The sequence below is a fragment of the Terriglobus sp. genome (assembly GCF_965201105.1).
Lineage (GTDB): Bacteria > Acidobacteriota > Terriglobia > Terriglobales > Acidobacteriaceae > Terriglobus.
In genome coordinates, this window is the sequence record NZ_OZ241741.1 from 1,891,136 (window position 1) to 1,916,610 (window position 25,475).

The 25,475-nt window shown below is 60.7% G+C and carries 17 protein-coding genes; 13 read left to right on the plus strand and 4 right to left on the minus strand.

Translation table 11 applies throughout. The annotated features are described in order from the left end of the window. The first annotated feature begins 488 nt into the window (after positions 1 to 488). Both ACOFKT_RS08285 and ACOFKT_RS08290 read left to right on the plus strand, forming a co-directional pair. Positions 489 to 3,995, plus strand: coding sequence for a carboxypeptidase regulatory-like domain-containing protein (locus ACOFKT_RS08285; protein WP_419806925.1), 3,507 nt, complete (start codon positions 489 to 491; stop codon positions 3,993 to 3,995). A 104-nt stretch (positions 3,996 to 4,099) separates the two neighbouring features. After that, entirely contained in the window at positions 4,100 to 7,705 is a 3,606-nt protein-coding gene (locus ACOFKT_RS08290) for a glycoside hydrolase family 38 C-terminal domain-containing protein (protein WP_419806926.1), read from the plus strand. A gap of 113 nt (positions 7,706 to 7,818) precedes the next feature. On the opposite strand, the gene ACOFKT_RS08295 is transcribed toward ACOFKT_RS08290, so the two are convergent. Continuing rightward, entirely contained in the window at positions 7,819 to 8,565 is a 747-nt protein-coding gene (locus ACOFKT_RS08295) for a hypothetical protein (protein WP_419806927.1), read from the minus strand. Positions 8,566 to 8,744: 179 nt separating this feature from the next. Here ACOFKT_RS08295 and ACOFKT_RS08300 point away from each other — a divergent pair, with 179 nt between their 5' ends. The 3 genes from ACOFKT_RS08300 (at position 8,745) to pdxT (ending at position 13,023) form a co-directional block, all read left to right on the plus strand. Further along, the gene (locus ACOFKT_RS08300; RefSeq protein ID WP_419806928.1) at positions 8,745 to 11,282 is read left to right on the plus strand and encodes a RecQ family ATP-dependent DNA helicase; all 2,538 of its coding nucleotides are present in this window, start codon (positions 8,745 to 8,747) and stop codon (positions 11,280 to 11,282) included. Positions 11,283 to 11,343: 61 nt separating this feature from the next. Next, positions 11,344 to 12,423, plus strand: coding sequence for a pyridoxal 5'-phosphate synthase lyase subunit PdxS (pdxS, locus tag ACOFKT_RS08305; RefSeq protein ID WP_419806929.1), 1,080 nt, complete (start codon positions 11,344 to 11,346; stop codon positions 12,421 to 12,423). Between the two features lie 6 nt (positions 12,424 to 12,429). Further along, positions 12,430 to 13,023, plus strand: coding sequence for a pyridoxal 5'-phosphate synthase glutaminase subunit PdxT (gene pdxT / locus ACOFKT_RS08310; protein ID WP_419806930.1), 594 nt, complete (start codon positions 12,430 to 12,432; stop codon positions 13,021 to 13,023). A 133-nt stretch (positions 13,024 to 13,156) separates the two neighbouring features. Here the strand turns inward: pdxT and gpmI are convergent, their stop codons facing one another. Together gpmI and eno are read right to left on the minus strand one after the other, a co-directional pair. After that, the gene (gene gpmI / locus ACOFKT_RS08315; RefSeq protein WP_419806931.1) at positions 13,157 to 14,773 is read right to left on the minus strand and encodes a 2,3-bisphosphoglycerate-independent phosphoglycerate mutase; all 1,617 of its coding nucleotides are present in this window, start codon (positions 14,771 to 14,773) and stop codon (positions 13,157 to 13,159) included. A 69-nt stretch (positions 14,774 to 14,842) separates the two neighbouring features. Further along, positions 14,843 to 16,135, minus strand: coding sequence for a phosphopyruvate hydratase (gene eno, locus ACOFKT_RS08320; protein ID WP_419807139.1), 1,293 nt, complete (start codon positions 16,133 to 16,135; stop codon positions 14,843 to 14,845). Between the two features lie 346 nt (positions 16,136 to 16,481). Here eno and ACOFKT_RS08325 point away from each other — a divergent pair, with 346 nt between their 5' ends. Beyond that, positions 16,482 to 17,462: a hypothetical protein gene (locus tag ACOFKT_RS08325; protein ID WP_419806932.1), complete on the plus strand. Its 981-nt coding sequence runs from the start codon at positions 16,482 to 16,484 to the stop codon at positions 17,460 to 17,462. A 39-nt stretch (positions 17,463 to 17,501) separates the two neighbouring features. On the opposite strand, the gene ACOFKT_RS08330 is transcribed toward ACOFKT_RS08325, so the two are convergent. Continuing rightward, entirely contained in the window at positions 17,502 to 19,955 is a 2,454-nt protein-coding gene (locus ACOFKT_RS08330; RefSeq protein ID WP_419806933.1) for a protein kinase domain-containing protein, read from the minus strand. Between the two features lie 164 nt (positions 19,956 to 20,119). Between ACOFKT_RS08330 and ACOFKT_RS08335 the strand changes: the two genes are divergently transcribed. The 7 genes from ACOFKT_RS08335 to ACOFKT_RS08365 all read left to right on the plus strand — a co-directional run bounded on the left by ACOFKT_RS08335 (position 20,120) and on the right by ACOFKT_RS08365 (position 25,475). After that, positions 20,120 to 20,494 carry a response regulator gene (locus tag ACOFKT_RS08335; RefSeq protein ID WP_419806934.1) on the plus strand — a complete coding sequence of 125 codons (375 nt, stop codon included), beginning with the start codon at positions 20,120 to 20,122 and terminating at the stop codon, positions 20,492 to 20,494. A 137-nt stretch (positions 20,495 to 20,631) separates the two neighbouring features. Beyond that, the gene (locus ACOFKT_RS08340; protein WP_419806935.1) at positions 20,632 to 22,692 is read left to right on the plus strand and encodes a heme lyase CcmF/NrfE family subunit; all 2,061 of its coding nucleotides are present in this window, start codon (positions 20,632 to 20,634) and stop codon (positions 22,690 to 22,692) included. Then, entirely contained in the window at positions 22,692 to 23,186 is a 495-nt protein-coding gene (locus tag ACOFKT_RS08345) for a cytochrome c-type biogenesis protein CcmH (RefSeq protein ID WP_419806936.1), read from the plus strand. The genes ACOFKT_RS08340 and ACOFKT_RS08345 overlap by 1 nt, the downstream gene beginning before the upstream one ends. A 3-nt stretch (positions 23,187 to 23,189) precedes the next feature. Then, positions 23,190 to 23,465 (plus strand): hypothetical protein, encoded by a 276-nt coding sequence (locus ACOFKT_RS08350; RefSeq protein ID WP_419806937.1) that lies wholly within the window; start codon positions 23,190 to 23,192, stop codon positions 23,463 to 23,465. 41 nt (positions 23,466 to 23,506) lie between these two features. Continuing rightward, positions 23,507 to 23,746, plus strand: a complete 240-nt coding sequence (locus ACOFKT_RS08355) for a hypothetical protein (protein WP_419806938.1) — start codon at positions 23,507 to 23,509, stop codon at positions 23,744 to 23,746. Then, on the plus strand, positions 23,743 to 24,147 hold the full coding sequence (locus ACOFKT_RS08360) for a PIN domain-containing protein (protein WP_419806939.1): 405 nt from the start codon (positions 23,743 to 23,745) through the stop codon (positions 24,145 to 24,147). The genes ACOFKT_RS08355 and ACOFKT_RS08360 overlap by 4 nt, the downstream gene beginning before the upstream one ends. Then, a complete protein-coding gene (locus tag ACOFKT_RS08365) occupies positions 24,144 to 25,475 on the plus strand; it encodes a carboxypeptidase regulatory-like domain-containing protein (RefSeq protein ID WP_419806940.1) in 1,332 nt (443 codons plus the stop codon). The genes ACOFKT_RS08360 and ACOFKT_RS08365 overlap by 4 nt, the downstream gene beginning before the upstream one ends.

Consider the following 25,475-nt stretch of genomic DNA (forward strand, 5'->3'; position numbering starts at 1 on the left):
TCGGTGTAGCCTCGTTAGAACTCAGAAGCCCAGCCGTTTTGGCTGGGCTTCTGAGCGATTGCTTGGTGATCGCGCTGCAATATAGGAAGCTGCACTACGGCGGTTATCTTCTTCTGGATTGCTGTAGCACCATCATCCACGGCGAACTGAAAAAGTTCTTATGAAGCCTATCGATACGTTGCTAGCCAACGTTTGCAGCGGTTGAATCTCGACGATAACCATACTGATGTCGGTGACGGCACGGCTGCGCCCCACTGCCGTCTGTCAAACGTTTAATCCTGAAATGGCTTGCCGCTTGCCAACGTGCTCGGCAGCCATCTACTGCGAAGGTGTCCCGGTTTATAACTGGTACTTATCCTAGGCCTTTCGCGTGTCTTCAGAATTTGTCTTGACAGTTCAGAGGCGATCTCGCTAGAAGTGTGGCATTCCACGATGCCCTTTTGCAGGCAAGACAACCATGTTGCACGAAGCAAGCTTTTGGAGGCTCCATGTTCCGCACCAGTACCGTCCTAGCAGTTCTCACCATTTCCGCGACTGCAGTCAGCTTGCCCTATGCTGCTGTCGGTCAGTCCGACAGCTCTTCGCTTTCCGGGGTTGTCACTGATGCTTCTGGCGCAGTGCTGCCGAACGCAAAAATCACGATTACCAGCAACGCGACCCGGGCCGTAAACACCGTCACCAGCAACGAAAGCGGCTCTTACACGATCCCCAATGTGCCAACGGGTGATTACCGTGTCCACGTTGAAGCCGCCGGCTTTCAGAGCTACGATTTCACCAACGTGCACGTGGACCCAAGCATTGGCCGCAAGCTGGATGCATCGTTAAAGGTCGGTGAGACTTCAGCCGTCGTCGAAGTGCAATCCGACGTAAATACTGTGCAAACAGAAAGCGCGGTTGTCGGGCAGTTGGTCACGCAAGAGCAGGTCAAAAGCATCCAACTGAATGGCCGCAATCCTCTTTATCTATCCCAGCTTGAGCCGGGCGTGGTGCGCAACGCGCCGATGGCTTCCTTCTCGTTCGGGCTGGACAACGGCATCAACATCGGCGGCGCACGCTCGCAGGACAGCCTCATTACCCTCGACGGTGCACCCGCCGTGCGCACCCGCTCCAACGGCACCAGCGTTGGCGTGGCGGATGTCGACTCGACCGGCCAGGTACAAATCCTGACCAACAGCTATCCGGCGGAGTACGGCCGTAGCGACGGTGGCCAGGTCCGCATCGTGCCTCGGAGTGGCACAAGCGTACTGCACGGAAGCGCATACGAGTTTCTACGGAATACCTTCTTCAACGCAAACACCTGGCAACGCAAGCTCCCGGCAAACACACTACGGGTGCGCTCGCGTCCGCCAGGCTTCGTTTTCAACCAGTTCGGATACAACTTCAACGGCCCGGTAACATTCCCGGGGTTTAACAAGAGCAGGACCCACCTTTTCTTCCTCTTCGGGCAGGAATACGTGCGCTTCAACAATGAAGACACGGTCTTCCGCAAGGTGCCGACGGCGCTCATGCGCACGGGCGATTTCAGCGAATTGCTCGCGCCAAATATCTTCTACAGCGGCACAAACACGGTCGTGTACAACCCGCAAACGCGCACACCGTATCCCCAGAACCGGATTACCGGCGGGCTGAGCGCCAACGGACTCGCCCTGCTGAACGCGTATCCGGCACCCAATGCCAATGGTACGAATTACAATTGGGCCGAGGCAGCCACGGAGCGGCAGACCCAGCGTAAGGACACCTACGTTATCGATTACATTCCGGCGGAAGCGCACCGCCTGCGCTTTACCGTGCTGAACTACAACTACACGGACTACTCGCCGCACTACGGCAACTTCAACCGCAATCCGCGAATCTTTCTGCGCCCCAACCAGATCGGCGTGATCCACTACACGTGGAATGCGTCGCCGACGCTCGTGAATGAAGTCATCGTGTCGGGCGCGACGGACCACGTCACCATCAACATCGATACGTCGAGCGGCCGGTATAACCGCACGAACTACGGAATTAACTACCCATACCTGTACCCGAGCAACAAGACGCTGCCGGACAAGATTCCAACTATATCGATCTCGAACTTCGATCTGCTGGACGGTGGTCCATATCCATCGCGATCGGGCGGCATTGTGTACAACGCGGCCGACAACGTCACCAAGGTTTTGGGTAACCACACCCTCAAGGCCGGATTCAACTTCGAATACTCGGGCGAGAATAACTTCGACCAGATCACCGTATCCAACACACCTGGATCCACGAACAACCAGAACGGCCGTTTCAACTTCACCGATTCCCGCACGCTTCCCTCTGCGAACTCCGTGGGAACCAGCAGCGTTGCGGTAGCGAACACAGCGCTTGGCCTGTTCGACACCTATGGCGAAATCGGCCAGCGCTCGTACACGTTGTATCGCAGCACCATGTACGAGGGATTTCTGCAAGACACCTGGCGTGCGAAACCCAACCTGGTCATCGAAGCCGGCATTCGCTACAGCTGGTACAGCCCCTACTACGCGAAATGGGGTAATCAGTCAGTTTTTAATCCAGCAAACTACAGCGCTTCGCTTGCAGCCGTGGTCAACCCCACAAGCGACGTGGTGACGTTGCCGAACGGTGATCAGAGCCGCTACAACGGCGTTGTGATTCCAGGCAATAGTTTTCCATCCAGCGCGCAGGGGCACGTGAACTCTGACATCCTGGCAAATGGGTACGGCTTCCTGTTCCGCGGTTTCGGCCGGGCTTACTCGCCGACCATCAAAACAGACATTCAACCGCGGCTAGGGATTACCTACCAGGTGCATCCGGGCACGGTGATACGCGCGGGCGGCGGCCGGTACGTGCAGCGGCTGGGTATTACGGATAACGTCTTCACCGGAGGCAACGCACCTTTCCAGCCATCCTCCACCGTGGCGCTGGGCAATGCGAATACGCCGGGTGGTACGGGATCGAATCAGTACCCGTTCAACTATTCCTCGCAGGCGCTTAGCTACCCCAGCCCGAACGCGTATAACTGGAACGCTACGGTCGAGCAGGAATTCAAAGATATAGGCGTACTCACGATGGCGTACGCAGGCCGTCGCGGCGTTCACCTAGAGGAACTGCTGAACATCAACCAGCTGCAACCCGGAACGGTCCAGGCAAATCCTGGCATTCAGCAGGACGCCCTGCGACCGTACAAGGGTTTTTCGAATATCAACCAGGCGACGAACGGAGGCGCTTCTTTCTATAATTCGTTGCAGCTCAACCTGCGACGGCGTTTGAGCAAAGGGCTGCTCTTCGGCGTGGCGTACACATGGTCCAAGAGCACGGACTTTGGATCGGGCAACGGCACCAACCTGCCGAACGCCTTTGACAAGAACATCTATTATGGCGCGAGTGATTTCGACCGGCGTCACGTGTTCGTAGCGAATCTTGTGTACAACATCGACCAGTTCTCGCGTTCTTCAAACGGCTTCGCGAGGACCATTCTCGGGCGGTGGCAAGTTTCTAGTACGCTACAGACGCAGACCGGCGCACCGCTGAACGTGTCAACGGGAACGGACTTTGCGGGTGTCGGACCGGGTTCGGGCAGCCAGCTGGTCCCGACGACAGGACGGCCGACTCCGTTCAAGTCCTTTGCGGGTCAGACGGGAACGTCCACCTGGTTCGACACAAGTGTGTACCCGTTCCGCATAAATCCCACAACCGGTGCGGTCGTGCGTGACGCCACAACGCTGACCAGTCAATTTGCGGCCCGCTATGCTCCGCGCGGTACCCGGAACCAGATCTATGGCCCCGGTTTTCAGAGCTACAACGCGGCGCTGAACAAAACCATTCCGATTATCCCCGGGCATGAGAGCCAAACATTGGTCTTCCGTGCAGAAGCTTTCAACATTGCGAACCATCCCACACCGGACAACCCCGATACCGGCTACACCTCCGGCACATTTGGTCGCAGCCTCACCAAGGGCGGCACTTATGCCGCAGACCGGCAATTCCAGTTCAGCCTGCGGTATGCTTTCTAACGTCGCACCATCTCCCGTACAGGAAGGGTTCCGCTCCAATTTTCTCGAGCGGAACCCTTCCGCCACTTCCCCTGTTCTACCGACCATTCCGGAGATTTTGCACGATGCGCTCCCGCACTTTTGTCCGCAAACTTCAGTTGAGTACACTCGCCGTCGCGGCTGTTTCCGCTCTCACTTCCACCGGAGCGCAAACATCCAAGGCGCCCGATATCACGAAGACTCCGACGTTGTATGTTGTCCCCTATGCGCATTTGGACACACAATGGCGCTGGGAGTTCCCGCAGGTCATCAGTGAATACCTGCTGAAGACGATGCGCGTGAACTTCGATTACATCGATAAATACCCGCACTACGTCTTCAACTGGACAGGCTCAAACCGCTATCGCCTTCAGAAGGAGTACTACCCCGACGACTACGCACGCATGAAGGGTTACATCGCTGCAGGACGGTGGTTCCCTGCCGGCTCGTCGGTGGAGGAGGGTGATGTGAATTTGCCCTCCGCTGAAGGAATCTTTCGCCAGGTGCTCTACGGAAACACCTACTTTCGGCACGAGTTTGGCAAGGCGAGCGAGGAATACATGATTCCGGACTGCTTCGGCTTCCCTGCATCGCTTCCCACCATCCTTCATCACGCCGGGGTCAAGGGCTTCTCCACACAGAAGCTGAATGCGGCATGGCAACCTGCACCGAAAGTAGGCGGCCCCGATTCACCAGAAAAGACACCCGAAGGCATCCCGTTTAACGTCGGCCGATGGATCGGACCGGATGGCTCCTACGTCATCGCGGCGCTGAATCCGGGCGGCTACGGCAGCAACACCTACACCGACTTGAGTCGCGTGGATGAGTCGGCACCGGCGCCCAAGCTCTCGCAATCGGAGTTGTCAAAACTGACGCCGCAGCAGCTACGCATCTACAACCGGATCAGCCAACGCGAGCGCCAGGAACCGGACTGGGTGCAACGCATCGACCTGGACGGCAAGGTTTCAGGCGTCTACGCCGATTACCACTACGTTGGCACGGGTGATATCGGGGGCGCAACCCAGGAGTCCACGGTCAAGCTGCTGGAGGCAATCGTCACCAAAGGCACCACCGTGCTGCCTACGCCTCCACTCCCCGAATTCATGCGCGCCGCTCAGTCGGCGTCAAGCACGCCGGTGCGCGTAGGAGAAGGTCCGGTCACCGTCATTGAAGCCACGGCTGACCAGCTCTTCCGCGACATCCCGCCCGGCGACACAGATCGTATGCCGACCGTGCAGGGTGACCTGGAACTCATCAACCACTCTGCTGGTTCGCTGACCTCGCAGGCCTACCACAAGCGGTGGGTTCTGATGAACGAACGGCTGGCTGACGCAGCAGAGAAAGCGTCGGTCGCAGCGGCATGGATGGGCGGCCTACCGTATCCGCAGCAGCGACTTACCGACGCGTGGACGCTCGCGCTGGGCGGTCACTTTCACGACACCGCGGCGGGTACCGCAACCCCGCTTGCCTACGAGTACGCGTGGAACGACGACGTGCTCACCGCCAACCAGTTCGCGGGCGTTTTCACCAGTGCCACGCAGTCGGTTGCGGCTGCGCTGGACACCGCGGGTTCGGGCGTCCCGGTCGTTTTGTACAACAACCTGAACATTGATCGCGAAGACCTGGTCACCATGGCGCTTCCTGCTTCGCTTGCGGGCGCGAAGAGCCTGGTGGCTAAGGGACCGAATGGTGAGAATGCACCGGCACAGGTCAGCGGCAACACCGTCATGTTCGTCGCACGCGTTCCTTCCGTCGGGTACGCCGTGTACCACCTGAGTGGGGCCGGCAAAAATAACGCAAAGAGTGAGTTGAAGGTGACGAACAACTCGCTCGAAAACGCGCGCTACCGCGTCCAGGTCAACGCGGACGGAGACGTAAGCAGCATCTTTGATAAGCAGGTCGGCAAGGAGCTTCTGTCCGCGCCGATTCAGCTCCAGCTAACCCTGGACCGGCCCAAGCAATGGCCGGCGTGGAACATGGATTTCGATCAGGTCGAAGCAAAACCGCGCGCGGTGGTCGGCGGCCCGGCGCAGATTCGAATTAAGGAAGACGGTCCGGTGCGCGTGGCTTTGGAGATCTCACGCAAGACGGAAGATTCCACCTATGTTCAAACGGTAAGCCTGGCCGCGGGTAGCCCAGGTAACCGGGTCGAATTCGGCGACAGCATCGATTGGCATGGCCTGGCAGAAAACCTGAAAGTGGCATTCCCGCTGAACGCCACAAATCCCAACGCCACCTATAACGAAGACGTGGGCGTGGTCACGCGGCCAAACGCCATGGACCGGCAGTTCGAAGTCGTTTCGCACAAGTGGATTGACCTTACGGACACGTCCGGCGGCTTCGGCGCGACGATTCTGACGGACGACAAAAACGGGTCCGACAAGCCGAATGACAACACGTTGCGGTTGACGCTGCTGCGCACACCGGGCATTTCGCCGAATGTGGGTTACAGCGATCAAGCCAACCAGGACTGGGGCCATCACGAGATCCGCTACGGCATCACCGGGCATCGCGGCGGCTGGCGTGAAGCCAACACGGATTGGGAAGCCTATCGGTTGAACGACCCTCTTCGCGCATTCACCACCTCGCCGCACGCAGGCCGGTTGGGCAAACAGTTCTCCCTGTTGCGGGTGAGCAACCCACGCGTTCGCGTTTTCGCGCTGAAGAAATCTGAACTCTCAGACGAAATGGTCGTTCGAATAGTGGAGTTGGATGGAAAGCCTGCCAGTGACGTGCGGTTGACCCTTGCCGGGCCTGTCACAGCTGCGCGCGAGATCAACGCGCAAGAGCTGCCCATCCAGGGTGCCCCCAACGTTTCCCTTACGGGTGGAGCGCTGACAACATCTCTGAAGGGATACGAGCCGAAGACATTCGCCTTCAAGCTGGGCGGCGCTCCCGTAACGGCGCCCGCCGTCACATCACAGGCCGCACCTCTCACCTACGACACGGCGGTCGCCACCAACGACGATACGGCTACCCCGGCCGGAGGATTCGATGGAAAAGGCGACGCGTACCCGGCTGAGATGCTGCCCGATCAGCTTCGCTACCATGGCGTGAACTTCACCTTGGCCAAAGCGGCGACGGGTACTCCAGACGCGATATCCGCCAAGGGGCAGACCATCGCGCTTCCCGCCGGATCCTACGACCGCGTCTATGTGCTCGCCGCAAGCAGCAATGACGACCAGGCCGCGAGCTTCAAGGTTGGCAACCAAGCGACAAACCTAACCGTGGAAGATTGGGGCGGCTATCTCGGCCAGTGGGATACGCGGCTTTGGAAGAGTACGACGCCACCAGTCGACTGGGCGAGTTCCGCGCACCACCAGCAGTGGCCCCCAAAAGATCTGCGGGCTGCAGAACGCTCGGAGCCTTCCCCACGCTATCCGGAAGATTACACGGGGCTTCGCGAAGGCTTCATCAAGCCGGCCGAGGTGGCCTGGTATGCCTCGCACCACCACACCGCGTCCGGGCTCAACCAGCCTTACGCCTACAGTTACCTGTTCGCCTATGCGTTGGAGATCCCAGCCGGCGCCAAAACGATCACCTTGCCCAATAACCCAAACATCCGGATCATGGCGGTTTCCGCCGCCAAAGTCGGCCCGGCCGTCACGCCCGCAACCCCGCTATTTGACGTGCTGAAGCACACCTCAGCACCTACAACGTCGCAGACGAGTCGCGGTGCGAACGGTCTTTAGAGGCCGCCTTGTAATCGAGCTTGGAAGCATCACTAACACCGAACTACGCCGCATAGCACCCGTCAGGGTGCTATGCGGCGTTTACTCCATCGGCGATACGTCTCTGCGAAGGCTCATAATCCATCACGCCGGGCATTCACCGAGGCAGAAGTACGCGACGGCGCAAGAATGTTGCGGCCAAAGTTAAACGACGTTCCGATCGAAAACCGGTTCGTCCAGCCGCCGTTGGCCAGAATATCGTTGTAAGGGTGGTTCCACGCGCCGTCGTATTGTGCCCGTATCGCCAACGCCTTCGTCACGTTGAAGTCCGCGCCACCGCCCACACCATACGCTCCCACCCAATCCAGTTTGTAGCCCTTTGGCACCAGGAAGCCGGCAACTGCCGTTGAGATTGCGTCGGTGGGTTTCGGCACCGCCCTCAGCCGGAATGCGCTCAAGGCAGGCCGGGCGAACAAAGTCACGCGCCTGAAATGCCGGTAACTCACCTCGCCTCCTGCCGTGAAGGTTTGCAGGTTGGTGTCGGTCGGGATTGCCAGCTTGTAACTTGCGGGCACATGCGAGGCAGCGAACAGCAGCCCGAGACGCTGCTGAATCGCGGCCGTTGTCAGGTCTGGCGTCAAGTTGGTCGAACCGGTCCCGACGCTATAGTCGACACCGCCGGAAAGCCAGCGGTTCAACCGGACCCCGCCTTGCACATGGAACCCTCGCTGGTGAATGCCATTCAGCCCCGGTGTATAGAAATCGACGAACCCGGTGTAGAGATTGAACCGCCGCACCTCCGTCTGCTGCGCACCGGCTGTTATGTTCGCCAATCCAAGCAAAAGTCCCGCGACCACGCTGCCCCATTTCGTTCCCTGCAAGTTTGTCTCCCCAATCAACCCTTACGGGCACGCGAAAGCTCGTTTCTGTTGTGCAGACTACTTTGAACGCACAAGCACCGAACAGGCAAATGGTGCAGCCGGCAAAGTGTCGGGCAATCATTTCCCGTCCGGTCAACTAAGTTGCAGCGCAGCGCCTCGCCTGCGAAGATAGAGCGAAGATGCCGCCTTCCAGTAACGCAGCAGACCTCACAACCCTACTGCGCTCCAGCTTCGGCTTCTCCGGATTCCGTGCGAACCAGCAGGCCGTCTGCGAGGCCGCCGCAGCAGGACAGGACGTGCTGCTCGTGATGCCGACCGGTGCCGGCAAGTCATTGTGCTACCAACTGCCGGCACTTGCGCGGTGCGGTACAGCACTGGTCATCTCTCCCCTGATCGCTCTTATGGACGACCAGGCGAACAAGCTGCATTCGCTTGGCCTGCGCGTGGGCCGCATCCACTCCGGCATGGACCGCGAGCAAAGCCGCGAGGTCTGCCGCCAGTACCTGGACGGCTCCTTGCAGTTTCTGTTCATCGCGCCCGAACGTCTGCGGGTTCCCGGCTTTGTCGACATGCTGCGTAAGCGAACTCTCTCGCTGGTCGCGGTCGACGAGGCGCACTGCATCTCGCAGTGGGGCCACGACTTTCGTCCGGACTACCGAAACCTGGCCCGGCATCTGCAGACGTTTCGTCCCGCGCCTATTCTTGCCCTGACCGCGACCGCCACGCCGCAGGTGCAGCGCGACATCGTGGCCGAGTTGCGGCTGCACCAGGCGGCCGAGTTCATCACCGGCTTCCGCCGCACCAATCTCGCCGTTGAGGTACTCGAGCTATCAAAACCGCAGCGCCGCGAGATGGCTTTGAAGCTGCTGCGCGATACAGCGGCACGGCCGGCGATCGTCTACGCACCCTCGCGAAAGGAGGCCGAAGAGGTCACCGCTCACCTGCAGGACCACTTCTCCGTTTCCGCGTACCACGCCGGCCTCGCCCCAGCGGTCCGCGAAAACGTACAGGCAAACTTTCTTTCCGGCAAGACGGACGTCATCGTCGCCACCATCGCCTTCGGCATGGGCATTGACAAGGCCGATGTCCGCACCGTGCTGCACATGGCCATGCCCGCCAGCGTGGAAAGCTACTATCAGGAGATCGGCCGTGCGGGCCGCGATGGCAAACATTCGCGCGCCGTGCTCATGTACTCCTACGCCGACCGCCGCACCCACGAATTCTTTCTGGATCGCGACTACCCGGCGCCCAGCACTCTGCATCGCGTCGCGTCCGCGCTCAAAAGTGAACCGGTGCACGCTGACGACCTGCGGCTCTCCCTCAAGCTCGACATGGAAGCCTTCGCGCCCGCCCTCGACAAGCTGCTGGCCCAGGGCGCAGCGGAAATCGACTTCGGCAACAATGTTTGGCGCACCGGCATGGCACAGTCCGAGTGGCTGCCGCGCTACGAATCGCAGGTCAGCTTTCGGCGTGCGCAGATCGACAACATGATGCGGTTCGCCTCCGCTTCCGAGTGCCGCATGGCTGCGCTGATCCGGCACTTTGGCGACCGCAATGACAGTGCACGCACCTGCGGCCTGTGCGACTTCTGCTCACCCGAACGAGCCATCGCGGGCGCTTTCCGCGACATAACCGCGGACGAAGAACGGCTCCTGCGTCGCACGCTTGCGGAGTTGGAGCGCCATGGCCAGGGCCGTTCCTCCGGCAAACTCTACGAAGCTGTCGACCCGAAATCGCGCATGGATCGCCGCGAGTTCGACGCGCTCATGGATGCATTGGCCCGCGCCGGATACGTCACCATCGAGTCCGCCAGCTTCACGCCCGCTGACGGCAACGGCCGCGAAATCGCCTACCGTAAGATCATGCTGACCCACGAAGGTTCTGCCGTAAACGCGGGAGAGCCACTGGTCGGCGTGCAATTGCGCGCGGCTGCAGAGGAGGTCTCGCCGAAACCGAAGAGGTCGGTACGGAAGACTTCCGCGTCCAGCGAGATGGAGCCGCTTACCGAGCAGCAGAAGCAGATCGATGCGGCTCTGCGCGCCTGGCGCCGAGACGTTGCCACAGGCCTGAAGCAGCCAGGCTGGATGGTGATCAGCGAAGCAACGATGCGAGCACTTGCAACGGAACTCCCCGCAAATCAGGACGATCTGCTTGGTATCCCCGGTATTGGGCGCGCCAAGGTCGAGAAGTGGGGTGCGGCAATCCTTCAGGTCTTGCGTGAGGCACAGGTAAATCTCGCCTGCACATCTATCTCTCCATCAGCAAAGAGCCTATTTTCAGAATCCCAGAGCCGCCCTCAAAGCAGTGTCATCCCGAGCAAAGCAAAGGACCTGCGTTCTGCCCAAAGCGGCGATACAGTCCGGGAAACAAAGCAGTCAGCTACGTCAACGCTCGCTTCCTCCGGGTCCCGCACAACCGCCGCGATCCCACCGACCAGCCACCCGAACTCATCGCTGGACTTCGAAAACACTTCGCCCGCCCTTCAGATGGATCGCGCGCTCAAGGTCTGGCGCATGCACGAAGCCAGACGACTCGGCGTCGCGCCCTTCGTCCTCTTACTCGACCAGTCCATCCGCGGCATTATCGCGGCAGAGCCCCGATCGCCCGATGCCCTCCGTCGTGTAGAAGGTCTCTCCGCCAAATGGATCGAGCAGCATGGGCGTGCGATCGTCGGCGTGGTCACGCCATTTCTTTCCGCAACCGCACTCCAAAGCTGAGCGAACGTGTAAATACGCGGTAAACTGGGAATCCCGCAACACTGAAAGAGGAGCGCACGCCATGGCAGATTTCGCGTCGGACAACGGCAACAGCAACGGCCGCTACGCACCCCAGTCGCTTCGCCTGAAAACAGGCCTCGCGGAAATGCTCAAGGGCGGCGTGATCATGGACGTGATGAGCGTCGAGCAGGCGCGTATCGCCGAAGAAGCCGGCGCGGTCTCCGTCATGGCGCTCGAGCGCGTCCCTGCCATGATTCGCGCGCAGGGTGGAGTTGCCCGCATGGCGAGTCCGAAGCTGATCAAAGAGATCATCGGCGCGGTCTCGATTCCTGTCATGGCGAAAGCACGCATCGGCCATTTCGCCGAGGCGCAGGTTCTCCAAGAGCTCGGCGTCGACTTCATCGACGAGTCCGAAGTGCTCACGCCGGCCGACGAGAAGTTTCATATCGACAAGCACGCCTTCACCACACCCTTCGTCTGCGGTGCGAAAGATCTTGGCGAAGCTCTTCGCCGCATCGCGGAGGGCGCTGCCATGATCCGCACCAAGGGCGAACCCGGCACCGGCGATGTAGTCCACGCGGTTCAGCACATGCGCCAAATTACGCGCGAGATCAAGGCACTTACCGTGCTTGGCGAAGAAGAGCTCTACCAGGCCGCAAAATTTCACCAAGCACCATATGAATTGGTGCGCATGGTCGCCAAGGCGGGCAAGCTGCCCGTGCCGAACTTCTCCGCGGGCGGCATCGCCACACCGGCAGATGCGGCCCTCATGATGCAACTCGGCGCGGAAACAGTGTTTGTCGGCTCCGGCATCTTCATGAAAGATGGCGCCGACCCGCTCAGGGTAGATCGCTACACGGAAGATTCCTTATATGAGTCCGGAGATTGGTACGACGAGAATTCAGAGATCAGGTCCGGGGACTTCAACAGACGAGTTGATCGCGAGGTTATCGGACGTCCAAGGAATCCGTCCGAGCACGCAGAAGCCGTCTCCCGCGCAAAGGCTATCGTGCTCGCCACGCTGCACCACAACGATCCAAAGATGGTCGCCGAGGCGTCAGAAGCAGTGCTTGGCAGCATGAAAGGCCTCGCCGCCGCCGCAATCGAAGAGTCGCAGCGCATGCAGACCCGCGGCTGGTAGCCCGCAGTGTCGAAAAGCAAGCCGCGCATCGGCGTTCTCGCCCTGCAGGGTGCATTCGAAGCCCACGCCTCTCGGTTGCGCTCCTTGGGAGCCGACGTGATCCTGGTGCGCAAGCCAGAGCAACTGGCCGGGCTTGACGGTCTAGTCATTCCCGGTGGCGAATCCACTACCTTCCTGAAGCACCTGGAACGCGGCGGCTTCTTTGACGCGCTCCAGCAGTTCGTGCGCGAAACGCCGACCTTCGGCACATGCGCCGGAACGATCCTGCTCGCCACCGGCGTTCACAACCCGGCGCAGCGCTCGCTCGCCGCCATGGACATCACCGTCGAACGCAACGCTTACGGTCGCCAGAACGAATCCCACATCCTCGAAACCGAGACCACGCTGCCCGGCGGCCCACTGGAGATGGTCTACATCCGTGCCCCACGCATCACGGAAACCGGTCCGGAAGTGTCTACCCTCGCCGAGCGCAACGGCTCCCCCACGCTCGTTCGCCAAGGCCACCTGCTCGCCGCCACCTTCCACCCGGAGCTGTCCGACGACCCCCGCGTGCACCAACTCTTTCTCGATATGGTCAGAGCAGCCAGACAGCTTACCTGAGCAGCAAAACAGTTACGCATAGCAGCTATAATTTTGATAGTTATAATCCGAGCGCGACGAAGGATTTGCTTCTTCCGGCGTCGGCAAGGGCTACCAACCTGTTCTGGCTTCAACAATGCAGAACATCGGGCAGTCACTCCGCCGGAAACACCCGTAGATCTCCGCCGGTCATCTCCCGCGGCAACTCCAGCCCAAGCATCGCAAGCACCGTCGGTGAAAGATCCCGTAGCGACCCGCCGTCGCGCAGGCTGAATCCCCTGCCCTGCTCCGTCACCGCAATCAGAGGCACCGGATTGATCGTGTGCGCGGTGTGCGGACCGCCGGTAACAGGATCGATCAGCATCTCCGCATTGCCATGATCGGCGGTGATCAGCCATGAGCCTCCGTTGCGTCGCAGCGCGGCATAGATCTCGCCCAGGCAGGTATCAATCGTCTCAACTCCCTTCACCGTCGGCTCGATCTTGCCCGAATGCCCGACCATATCCGCATTCGCAAAGTTCACCACAACCACGTCGAACGCGGTGTCCTCGATCGCCTTCAGCACCGTGTCGCAAATGCCGCGTGCGCTCATCTCCGGTGCCAGGTCATAGGTGGCGACCTTCTGCGATGGCACCACCTCGCGCTCCTCCCCGGCAAACGGCTTCTCCACCCCACCATTGAAAAAGTACGTCACATGCGCATACTTCTCCGTCTCGGCGACGCGCAGGTTCCGCAACTCGTGCACCGCGAGCACGTTCGCCAGCAGGTTGTCCATGCTCTCCGGCTGGATAACCATGGGCAGTTTGAACCTGGGGTCGTATTGCGTCATCGAAATGTAACGCAATCCTTGCGGCACGCTGTTGCGCGGAATCTCCAAATCAAGCTCTTCCGCTTTGGGCAGGTCGCTCCCGTCGTTCGCCGTTAAACCACCCTGCACATTACGCGCCAGCACGCGCGTGAGCTGGCGCACGCGGTCGCTGCGGTAGTTAAAGCAAATCACCAAATCGTCTTCCTGCACCGTCGCAACCGGCCTGCCGTTCACATCCGTGCAGACAAATGGAACCGTGAACTCATCCGTCATGCCATTGGCGTAGTTTTCTCGAACGCGCGCGACAGGGTCGGCGTACGCTCCACCCTCGGCCGTTCCCTTAACCATCGCGTCGAACACCTTCGCTTCACGGTCCCACTTCAGGTCGCGGTCCATCGCGTAGTAACGGCCTGAACACGTCGCGATGGAACCAACGCCAATCTCGCGCGTCTGCTGTTGCAATTTCTCCAGGTATCCCGCGCCGCTGGTCGGCAGCGTGTCGCGACCGTCCAAAAAGGCATGCACAAAAACGCGCTCTGCCCTCTGTTGCGCGCACAGCTTCAGCAAGGCATAGAGATGCCGCTGATGCGAGTGCACGCCACCGTCTGAAACAAGCCCGATCAGATGAATGGCGCGCCCACGCTCCAACGCACTCTGCACTGCATCGACTAGCAGAGGCAGAGAGAAGAACTCGCCCGAGTCGACCAGCCCGTCTATCCGCGTGATGTCCATGCGCACCACACGGCCGGCGCCCAGGTTTAGGTGGCCAACTTCGCTGTTGCCCATCTGACCATCGGGCAGGCCCACAAAGTGCTCGCTCGCGCGAATCAGCGTGCTGGGATACTCGCGCAGCAGCATGTCATATGTCGGCTTGCGTGCCAGCGCGATGGCATTGCCATGCGTTTCCGCGCGCACTCCCCAGCCGTCCAGAATCGTGAGTACCAAAGGTTTGCGACGCGGCATGTCGACTCCAAAAAAGGCAGAGGCCACGTCGATTGTGACATGGCCTCGCAGTTTGCTTCGACTCAGCAACTATTCGCCGCAGTTCACCGACTCGATGCCGAGGAACTCTGCTGTCTGGCCCAGCTCCTCCTCGATCCGCAGCAGCTGGTTGTACTTGGCAATGCGGTCCGTACGCGACAGCGATCCTGTCTTGATCTGCCCTGCGCCGGTTCCCACGGCCAGATCGGCGATAAAGGTGTCCTCCGTCTCGCCGGACCGGTGCGAAATGATCGACGCATATCCGTAGCGGCGACCCAGTTCGATTGCCTCCAGCGTCTCGCTAACCGTGCCGATCTGATTCACCTTAATCAGGATTGCGTTCGCGATGCCCTTTTCAATACCCTCGCGCAGCTTCGCCGTGTTCGTCACGAACAGGTCATCGCCCACCAACTGGCACTTGTCCCCGATCTCATCCGTCAGAATCTTCCAGCCATCCCAGTCGTTTTCGGCCAGGCCATCTTCCAGTGAAAGGATCGGGTATTGCCGGACCCAATCTGCCCAATACGCAGCCATCTCGGCAGAGGTCTTCTCGGACTTGTCCGATTTCTTAAAGACGTACTTGCCGGTTTCGGCGCTAAAGAACTCACTCGCTGCGGGATCGAGCGCCAGCGCAATTTGCTCTCCCGGCGTGAACCCCGCAGCCTGAATCGCTTCCAGGATGACCTCAATGGCCTCTACGTTCGATTTCAGCGAGGGCGCAAACCCACCCTCATCACCGACCGCAGTGTTGTAGCCCTTCTTCTTCAGCACGCTCTTGAGCGTGTGGAACGTCTCTGCACCCCAGCGCAGCGCCTCGGAAAAGCTCTCCGCACCCACCGGCATAATCATGAACTCCTGAAAGTCCACATTGTTGTCCGCGTGCGCGCCGCCATTCAGAATGTTCATCATCGGCGTCGGCAGCAGGCAGGCGTTCACGCCACCCAGGTAGCGGTACAGCGGCAGCTTCAGTGCCAACGCAGACGCCCGCGCCGCGGCCATACTCACCGCCAGAATCGCATTCGCGCCGAGCCTTTCCTTATTCGGTGTGCCGTCCAGCGCCAGCATGGTTGCGTCGATCAGCCGCTGATTCGCCGCGTCCATGCCGCTCAACTCAGGTGCCAGCACACTTTCCACGTTCTCCACGGCTTGCAGAACGCCTTTGCCCTGGTAGTACTCCTTGTCACCGTCGCGCAACTCCACGGCCTCGTGTTCACCGGTGGAAGCGCCGCTGGGCACAGCGGCCCTGCCCATCGCTCCACCGTCCAGCAGCACGTCGGCTTCCACGGTCGGATTTCCGCGGCTGTCCAGGACTTCACGGGCTTTAATGGAGACGATCTCGGTCATCGGGCTGTTCTTTCCTTCTGCCATGGCGCTGCCGTGGATCACACGATGCGCAAGGCGGTCGTTCAGTTTGGGCCGGAGGTCCACGGCGATCGCGCCACCACCGGCGCCAAGAATGGATTGCACAAAGTTAGCCATGCAGCGGGTCGGCCAGTGCCGACGGCATTTGGCGTAGCGTGATTCTAGCAGGCGGGCGTAACCCGAACTGCTGCCACGCTTTGCCAATCGCGCTCACGCGGCAGGCTATTGACGTCCGTGATGCCGCCCGCCAAAACCGCACCCAAACGAACGCGCCGGGGTCTAACCTGACGAAACGCTGGCGCTATCTCCGCCGCTGGAGGCTCCTCCTTTGTCCAAGCTCCCCCTCGCCGCCGTATTGCTCGTCGCTACCCCCATGCTCGCGCAGCAAACCGGCGTGTCCCATCCTCCAGAAACAGCGGTCGAGGACGCCGCACCCGCTTCGGCGACGCCTGCAGTCCCCGTGGTTAGCGCCCCGGTTCTGGTTGTACCAGCCATTCGGAATTCCAGCTCGCCCGCGATTCCCGCTACAGGCACGACAGCGGCGGCATACGACGATTCCCCGGCTGTAACGCTGCAGCATCGCGACCTCGCCAAGTTCGATCCGGACGCCCGCATCGTGGGCGACGATACCTACATCAATCCCAACGCGGTGGCAGCCGGAACCACGCTACGCGCGCGTCTCGAAACCTCCATCCACACGGCGACCACGCAGCCAGGCACGCCATTCCGTGCGCAGATCACCGAACCGGTTGTTCACGAGGGGCGCGTCGTGGTTCCCGCCGGCGCCACGCTGGAAGGGCACGTCACCGACGTACGCGGCGGACGCCGGCTGCACGGTCCCGCGCTCATTCACTTGCAGGCGCAGACCATCATCCTGCCGGACGGCTCGCGCATGCCCGTCCACGCCTCTGTCATCGACACAGACAAGTTTGCAGACATTCGGATCGACGGTGAAGGCAACATCGTCCGCAAAGATCACGCGAAGCAGACGTTGGCCGAGTTCTCCCTTGCAACGGGCAGCACAGCGGCAGCGGGCGGTTTGATCGCTGGTGTACCCGGCGCGCTCGTGGGCGCAGGCATCGGCGCGGGCGTCGGAACGGTCATGTGGTTGAAGGCGGATCGCCAGACGGAACTGCCGCCCGACACCATCCTTGTGCTGGCGCTCGATGCTCCGCTCTCGATCCAGCCGCTCGTCCGCGAACCGGATTACTCCGCGCGCCCGATCGCAACGCCACCTGCCATACCCGCTGCGAACTCCCCGGCAACACCCGCCGCGCCAGAGCCGCAGGCGTTTGTACCGGTCAGCTAACGCTTCGCCATCCGCACTGTTTCCCGAGACGCCTGCTCGCTACCGCAAACCGCTGAGCAGGCGCTTCCATGTCTTCGTATTGCGCCGCCAGTTCTTCTTCAGATCGTCCAGGATGCGTTCGAAATCGCCGTTGCCCTTCAGCCGGTTCCAAAGCGAATTGCGGCTGAACCAGGGGTAGTTCTCATTCCCCAGGTAAATGGCGCGGCGTAACCAGTGAAGCGCTTCGCTTTCATCGCCCTCCACCGCGAAATACGTGGCAAGCCGGTATGCCATCTCGCTATCGGCCTCGGCGGCAGCCAGCGTTTCATCGACGATGTAGCTCGCAGCCTTTTCTCGATTGCCAAGCTGCGTGTAGCACATGGCAATCGTCGGAAAGACGATACGCAGTGAGTCGTCCTCGCGCGTGACAGCCTCCAGCACCTGGATCGCACGCTCGAGCTCCCCAGTCCGCATGTACTGGTAGCCCTCGCTGATGCGCAGCAGCGGCTGCTTCGGCTCGAGCGTCAGGCCCTTCTCGATTTCATCGGCGGCCAGTTCCAATTGATTCTGGTATTGGTACACGCGTGCGCGGTGGTTATAGACCACCGCCGCGTTCGATGGGTTCAACCGCAGCGCCATATTGAATTGTTCCAGCGCTTCATCGTACAGACCGTCCAGCCGCAGCGTCTGCCCGGCTACCTGGTGGACGTTCCAATCGTTCCCCGCCGTTTGCAGCAAATGCTCAATGCCGTGACGCGCGCTTTCCTTTTCGCCCCGCGACAACAGCATGTACACGCGATACAGGTTTGCATCGACAGAGCCCGGATCGATCGCAAGCGCCTTGTCAAAGGCGCGCCTCGCCTCGATCAGGTGCATTTGCCCGCCAAGCCCATGCCTCGTGTACTGCACGTGCGTGATGCCGAGGCCTGTCCAGGCAGGCGCGTAATCCTTGCTGCGTTGTGTCACTTGCTCAAAGATCTGCCGCGCGCGATCCAGGTCTTCACGAGCCCCCGTCCGAGACATGAACGAGCTCAGCAGCGCGCTCGCCTGCAGGTAGTCCTCTGACAACGCCTCCGACAGCGGATGCACTTGCGGCTGCTCCGGTGGGTGAATGCTGTAGCTGCCCTGTAGCGTGCTGAAGATCTCTTCCGTGATCTCACGCTGCACTGCGACCAGGTCAAAACTCTCCACGTTCACTGAGCCGCCCGCGCGCACCGCGCCCGCGGGCACGTCGAGCATCTGCCAGTTCAGGTCGAAGCCCGTGTCGCGCCTCATAAAGTTGCCGGACACCACATACTGCACCAGCAGCTTGCGCCCGATGGTAAGCGGATCCATCTGCCGGTACGCCAGGCTCATCAGCGCATTCGAGGGACGGACCACCAGCGACTGCACCCGCGCCAGCCGTGTCGCAATCGCATCCGCCAACGCATATCCGTACAGCTGCACCGAATCCGTAGGTCCAAGGTTCAGAAACGGCAGCACCACGATCGTGTTGCGCTTTTCGTTGCCGCCACTTTCGCGAAAGCGCTCAGCTAACATGCTCAGCAGACCGGTCGTGCGCTTCTCTTCCTCCGGCGAGTCCAGCGACAGCCGTTCCTGCGTGGGCATACTCGCCAGCGTGTCGCCCGGAATCATCATGCCGTCCAACTGCGAAGCTTTCAAAATTGTTTTCAGCGCTTCCCGCACATCCGACGCCGAAGCGAACCGAGCCGACGGCTGCTTTTCCAGGCACCGCAGGATCACGCTTTCCAGCTCATTTGAAATGCCGGGCACAATGTCTGGCAGCGACGGCGGATCCGCGAATTGAATGGCACGGATGCTCTGAAAATCCGGCAGGTCGGGCCGGTGAAACGGATGCCGTCCGGTCACCAACTCATATAAAACGACGCCCAGTGCGAAAATGTCGCTCTGCACAGACGACTGCCCGGTTACGAACTGCTCCGGTGCCATGTACGCGATCGTGCCGCCACGTGCGGTATACGTTGCGCCCGGTGCAGGCATGCGATTCAGCGGCTTCGCCGGGTCAAACTCCGCCTCATCCAGGCCGATACGGCGCGCCAGCCCAAAGTCCAGAATCTTGATCAGCCCACCGTCCGTCAGGATCACATTCGCCGGCTTCAGGTCGCGATGGAAAATGCCGAGCGAGTGCGCCGCAGCCAGACCATCCGCAATCTGAATGCCCGCAGACAACACAAGCTCCACATTCGCCGGGCCTTCTTCAATCAGCCGGTCCAGCGGCTTGCCCGGCACATACTGCATCACGATGAATGCTTCGTCACCAACCTCGCCCACGTCGTAAATGGCGCACACGTTCGGGTGCTCGATGGCGGAAGCAAGACGCGCCTCACGCAGAAACGTGGCGCGCATCTGGTCCGGACTCAAGTTGCCGCGCGTCAGCAGCTTCAGTACGACCGGCCGCTGCAGCATGGTGTCGTTCGACAGGTACACAACACCGCTGCCGCCCGCACCCAGCTTGCGGACCAGCTCATAGTGCTCGATGACGCGGCGCTTCATAGCCCGATTCTCTCATCGAGACGACGCACTGGCGTCTGCCACTTCGGCGTGATGTCGCGACAACACATTGTGCGTAATGCCGCAACAGGGTTGTCCCGGCGAGCGGCACTTTAGAAGTTGCCTGCATCACACGTCAAACTCCCAACGAAGGTGCCGACCCACGCATGCCTTTTACCGTCTTGCTGATTGACGACAACGCGATTCAGGCCGCCACCCGGCAAACCATCCTGAAACGCGCTGGTTACTTTGTCATTCCTGTGCTCAACCCACAGCGTGCGCTCGAACAGTTTCAGGCAAACGACTTTCCTTCTCCCATCGATGTCGTCATCACGGACCACGTAATGCCCGGCATGAACGGTGCCGAGTTCGTGCGCGAGCTTCGCACAAAACACAAAGAGATTCCGGTTCTCGTCATCAGCGGCATGGAAGAGGCAGAGGACGAGTACCGCGACCTGAACGTCAGCTTTCGGCTGAAGCCGTTGATGCCTGACAACCTGCTCGCCTCAGTCGATCGCATGCTGCACGGTGGCGCTTTATAGCGCTCGCGGCAAGTCCATCGCAGGTTTTACAAAATACTCCTACTAAAGTATCGAACTCGAATGACAGGCGCGAATAGCGCCCTTTCGCGTTGCTGCGCGTGTTGCACCCTGCGACAATCAGCATGTACATGCACCCCATGCCCCAGTTCGGAAGCTTTGCACTGCTGCTGGCGCTGGTGCTCTCGGCGTACACACTTTTTGCCGGTTCCCTCGCGTTATTCCAGATGGCGCGCGGCATCGTGGGGCGCATCGCGCCGGAACGCCTGGCGGAAACCGCACGTCGGGCGGGCATCGCAAGTTTTATTGCCGTATCCGGTGCAGCCTTCGCCCTGGTGTGGGCCGCCTTCACTAACGACTTTTCCGTCGCGTACATCCTGCAACACACCAACCGTGCCCTGCATCCGGCATACAAATTCAGCGCCCTGTGGAGCGGCCAGGAGGGCTCGCTCCTCCTGTGGTCATGGCTGCTCACCGGCTACGGATTCGTGCTGCGCCTCCGCCACCGCGAGGATGTCCGCCTCTACGCCTACGCCTCGACCATTCTTTCCGCAGTGCAGGTCTTCTTCCTGCTCCTTCTCGTCATCCCCGCGCCGCCGTTCGCCCTGTTCCAAGGCGCACCGCGAGCCGACGGCAACGGTCTGAATCCACTCCTGCAATACCCAGAGATGGTCATCCATCCGCCCATGCTCTACCTGGGTTACGTAGGCTTTTCCGTGCCATTTGCCTTCGCTCTGGGCGCGCTTATGATGCGCTACCCCGGCGAGAAGTGGATCCGCATCACCCGCCGCTGGACGCTCGTCACCTGGCTCTTCCTCACCGTCGGCATCTCGCTGGGCATGCACTGGGCTTATGCCGTGCTGGGCTGGGGTGGCTACTGGGGTTGGGATCCGGTTGAGAACGCCTCGTTCCTGCCGTGGCTTACAGCGACCGCCTTCCTGCACTCCGTCATGATGCAGGAAAAGCGCGGCATGATGAAGCAGTGGAACGTGTGGCTCATCTTCATCACGTTCCTGCTCACGGTGCTCGGCACCGACCTGACACGTGGGGGCCTCGTCTCCAGCGTGCACGCCTTTGCGCAAAGTTCCATCAGCCAGTGGTTCACCTGGTTCCTGTGCATCACCGCGGCGGTATGCCTCTTCACCTTCTTCCGGCAGCGTTCGCATCTGGTCACCGAGCACAAGCTGGAATCGATCGTCTCCCGCGAAAGCTCATTCCTCTTTAACAACCTCGTGCTTTTGGTCGCCTGCTTCACCGTGCTCTTCGGCACACTCTTTCCCGTGCTGAGCGAGTTTGTACAAGGCTCCAAGGTCACCATGGGCGCACCTTTCTTTAACAAGGTCGCCGTGCCCATCGGCCTGTTCCTGCTGTTGCTCACCGGCGTCGGACCGCTATTGGCATGGCGCGCCACCTCGCTGCGCTCCATCCGCCGCAACTTCGTCCTACCCTGCATCGCCACCGTCGGCAGCGCGATCATCCTCGTCGCCTGCGGTATCCACCCCTGGCGCATGGCCGATGCCGACCAGCAGGGATCTATTTACGCACTTGTCTGCTTTTCGATCGGTGCCGGCGTCACCGTCGCGATCCTGACCGAGTTCCTGCGCGGCGTCGGTGTTGTACGCACACAAACCGGACGCAACTTCGCCTCATCCGCATGGCTGCTCACGCGCCGTAACAATCGCCGTTACGGCGGTTATCTTGTGCACTTCGGCATCGTGGCGCTCTTCATCGGCCTGGCTGGCGCAGCCTTCAACCAGTCCCATGAAATGGAAATGGGCTTTGGTGATTCGATTCAGATCGGCAACTACAAGCTCGTCTGCCAAAGCTACACGCAAGACTCCAACCCGAACTACGACACCGACTTCGCCCTGCTTGACGTCTACGACGGCCCAAAGAAGCTGACGCAGATGGCGCCCGAAAGGCGCTTCTACACCGCCAGCCAGACAACCAGCACCATCGTCGCCATTCACTCCACGCCGCTGCGCGATCTTTACGTCGTCTTCGAAGGCCGCAACCCGGAGACGAGCCGCCCCATCATCAAAGTCTTCCTCAACCCGCTCGTCTCCTGGATCTGGATCGGCGTCGGCATTGTCATCGCCGGCACGTTCCTCAGCCTGGCGCCACAGTTCAAGCCTGCTTTCAGCCGCAGCCCGGTTCCCGTTCCCGCCGAGCCCGAATTGCAGACCGTAGGAGCCGACTGATGCTGAAAGCTTCGCCTAAGCCGATGCGTCGCCTCGCCCTGCTGCTCACACTCTTTCTCGCCGCGCTCGTCACCACCGGTGCCAGCAATGCCGGCTCGCGCTTCAACGAGCTCGGCCACAAGATGATTTGCACCTGCGGCTGTAACGAGATCCTGCTGGAGTGCAACCACGTCGGCTGCCCCAACTCCAGCGGCATGATCGACGAACTGCGCACGCAACTCGGCTCCGGCTCGAACGACACCAGTATCCTGAACGCCTTTGCCGCAAAATACGGCCCGACCGTGCTCGCCGCGCCCATCCGCGGTGGCTTCGACAATGCCGCCTGGATCGTCCCTTTCGTTGTCTTCGCCCTGGCCATCGGCGGCACCGCTCTACTCATTCGCAAGTGGCGCGGACGCCACCTCATCACGTCCGACGGCATCCCTGTCACCGTCCCGGCCATGGGCGATCACGACGCACTGCGCGATCGTATCCGCCGCGAAACGGAGTTTTAGCCGATGGGCCTGATCGCCTCCGCCGTGCTCCTCCTTGCGCTCTTCGCATACGTCTTCTGGCCCGAAGAGAACCCTTTCATCCAGCGTGCCCGCACCCGCCTCGACTTCCTCGAAGAGCGTCGCGAAGCCGTAATGAACAACCTCCGCGATCTCAGCTTCGAGTTCCGCGCCGGCAAATATCCCGAGCAGGACTACGCCACCCAACGCGACATGCTCGAGCGCGAAGCCGCCGACATCCTCCGCGAGATGGACACGCTCCAAGGCGGGCAGTTCTCCTGAATCACAGTATCCGTGCCATAAACTGGAAAGGAGGTGTTGACGTGACCGCTGAAGTGATAGAGACGGAGCATGGACTTGCTTTGCTGTTGCCCGAAGTGCTCGGATTGCGTGCTGACACGGTGGATGTCACCGGTGATGCGACGCATGGGTTGTTCGTGCATACGCCGAAGCTCATCAGCAAAGAAGAGTGGGCAAAGCTTCTACTGGGTCCGGAAGAGGACGCTGGAATCGAGTTGCCCGACGATCCTCCGCCGGCACCCATCCGGCTCCCCAACCTGTGAAATATCTGTTAGACACTGACACGTGCATTCTCGCGATGCGTCAGCGCAAACCCGTCACGCAGCGCATTCTGCAGAAGAATCCTCAAGACCTCGCAATTAGCGTCGTCACGGCCGGAGAACTCCTGATCGCGAGACATAAAGGTCGCGATCAAGCGCAAATCGACATCCAGCTTAGCCGCCTTTTTCCGTATGTCCGAACTGTCGCCTTGTCTGCAGAGGTTGCAGCAACATATGCCGTCGTACGAGCCCATTTCGAGGGCATCGGCCAAATCATTGGCGCGAACGATTTATGGATCGCCGCACACGCGCTGGCGCTGAATTGCACACTCGTCACCAACAATGAGGACGAGTTCCGTCGCGTCCCCAACCTCCGCATCGAAAATTGGACCAGGCCCGAGTGAAACGTCTCTTCTTTTTCCTACTTCTCTTTTGCGTCACCACTTCAGCATTTGCCGCCGCCTCTATCACCGGCACCGTCACCAACCAGACCACGCACAAAGCCGCCGCTGGCGACGATGTCGTGCTCATCCGCCTCGCGCAAGGCATGCAGGAGGCGACCCGCACAAAAACCGATGCGCGCGGCCACTTCGAGCTTGACGTGCCGGACGACGGCATTCACCTCGTCCGCGTCACTCATGATAAGGCGAATTACTTCAAGCCGGCGCCTCCGGGAACGCAGTCCCTCGACATTGACGTCTTCAACGCCGCCGCCAAGGTCCCCGGCGTCTCTCTCGATGCCAACGTGATCCGCCTGCAGACCGAGGCTGACGGCAAGAGTCTCAAAGTCGTCGAAAACTTTTTTCTCAAGAACGAGTCCACGCCGCCGCGTACGCAGTTCAGCGACCGTTCCTTCGAATTCACGTTGCCCGACGGAGCCATCGTAGAGGGTGCAGCAGCCCAGGGCACCGGCGGCATGACGGTGCAATCGCCACCGGTTCCCTTGCCGGAAAAAGGCCACTACGCCTTCATCTTCCCCATTCGCCCCGGCGGCCAGACGCGCTTTCAGATCTCGTATAAGCTGCCTTACAACGGCTCACTGCAGTTCGCGCCGCTGGCAACCATGGCCACCGACAATCTTGTCGTCATGATGCCCAAGGCCATGAAGTTCGACGCCGGTTCCGCCTCGCCCTTCAACTCCGTTGCGGAAGAGATGGACGCGCAAACCTATGTGGCTCGGGGCGTAGCCCAGGGCAAGACCCCTGCTTTCACCGTCAGTGGGGCCGGCCAGCTGCCGCGTCCCACGACGAACCCGCAGGACGCCTCCCAACAGGATCAGGGGAACGGTCCACCGACCGGCACACCGGCAACGGGTGCTAACACCAACGCCGATCCGGGAGCCAACACCAGCGACAACCGCCCCGGCGGTGGGCTCGGCGCGCCCATCGGCAGCCCTGACCCGCTCACCAAATACAAGTGGTGGATCGTCGGCGGCCTGGCGCTGCTGCTGGCCGGTGGCGCAGGTTTTCTGCTATCCCGCCCGCAACAGTCCGCGGCCGCTCCTGTCGATTCGGTGGTCTCCGCCGCGGCACCGCCGTCCCCCGAACCCGGTGCCATGCTCATGCAGGTGCTTCGCGACGAGTTGTTCACGCTGGAGTCAGAGCGACTCACCGGTAAAATCACGCAATCCGAGTACGACCGCGTCAAACCCGCGCTGGAAACAGTGCTGCAGCACGCGCTGACCCGGCATGCGAAGCCATCCGGCGTGAACGCCAAACCAGTGGCATCCTGA

What these genes read in the sequence shown, in the direction of transcription:
- ACOFKT_RS08285 (WP_419806925.1), top strand. Translation starts at nt 489, where the DNA reads ATGTTCCGCACCAGTACCGTCCTAGCAGTTCTCACCATTTCCGCGACT.
- ACOFKT_RS08290 (WP_419806926.1), top strand. Translation starts at nt 4,100, where the DNA reads ATGCGCTCCCGCACTTTTGTCCGCAAACTTCAGTTGAGTACACTCGCC.
- ACOFKT_RS08300 (WP_419806928.1), top strand. Translation starts at nt 8,745, where the DNA reads ATGCCGCCTTCCAGTAACGCAGCAGACCTCACAACCCTACTGCGCTCC.
- pdxS (WP_419806929.1), top strand. Translation starts at nt 11,344, where the DNA reads ATGGCAGATTTCGCGTCGGACAACGGCAACAGCAACGGCCGCTACGCA.
- gpmI (WP_419806931.1), bottom strand. Translation starts at nt 14,773, where the DNA reads ATGCCGCGTCGCAAACCTTTGGTACTCACGATTCTGGACGGCTGGGGA.
- eno (WP_419807139.1), bottom strand. Translation starts at nt 16,135, where the DNA reads ATGACCGAGATCGTCTCCATTAAAGCCCGTGAAGTCCTGGACAGCCGC.
- ACOFKT_RS08330 (WP_419806933.1), bottom strand. Translation starts at nt 19,955, where the DNA reads ATGAAGCGCCGCGTCATCGAGCACTATGAGCTGGTCCGCAAGCTGGGT.
- ACOFKT_RS08335 (WP_419806934.1), top strand. Translation starts at nt 20,120, where the DNA reads ATGCCTTTTACCGTCTTGCTGATTGACGACAACGCGATTCAGGCCGCC.
- ACOFKT_RS08340 (WP_419806935.1), top strand. Translation starts at nt 20,632, where the DNA reads ATGCCCCAGTTCGGAAGCTTTGCACTGCTGCTGGCGCTGGTGCTCTCG.
- ACOFKT_RS08345 (WP_419806936.1), top strand. Translation starts at nt 22,692, where the DNA reads ATGCTGAAAGCTTCGCCTAAGCCGATGCGTCGCCTCGCCCTGCTGCTC.
- ACOFKT_RS08350 (WP_419806937.1), top strand. Translation starts at nt 23,190, where the DNA reads ATGGGCCTGATCGCCTCCGCCGTGCTCCTCCTTGCGCTCTTCGCATAC.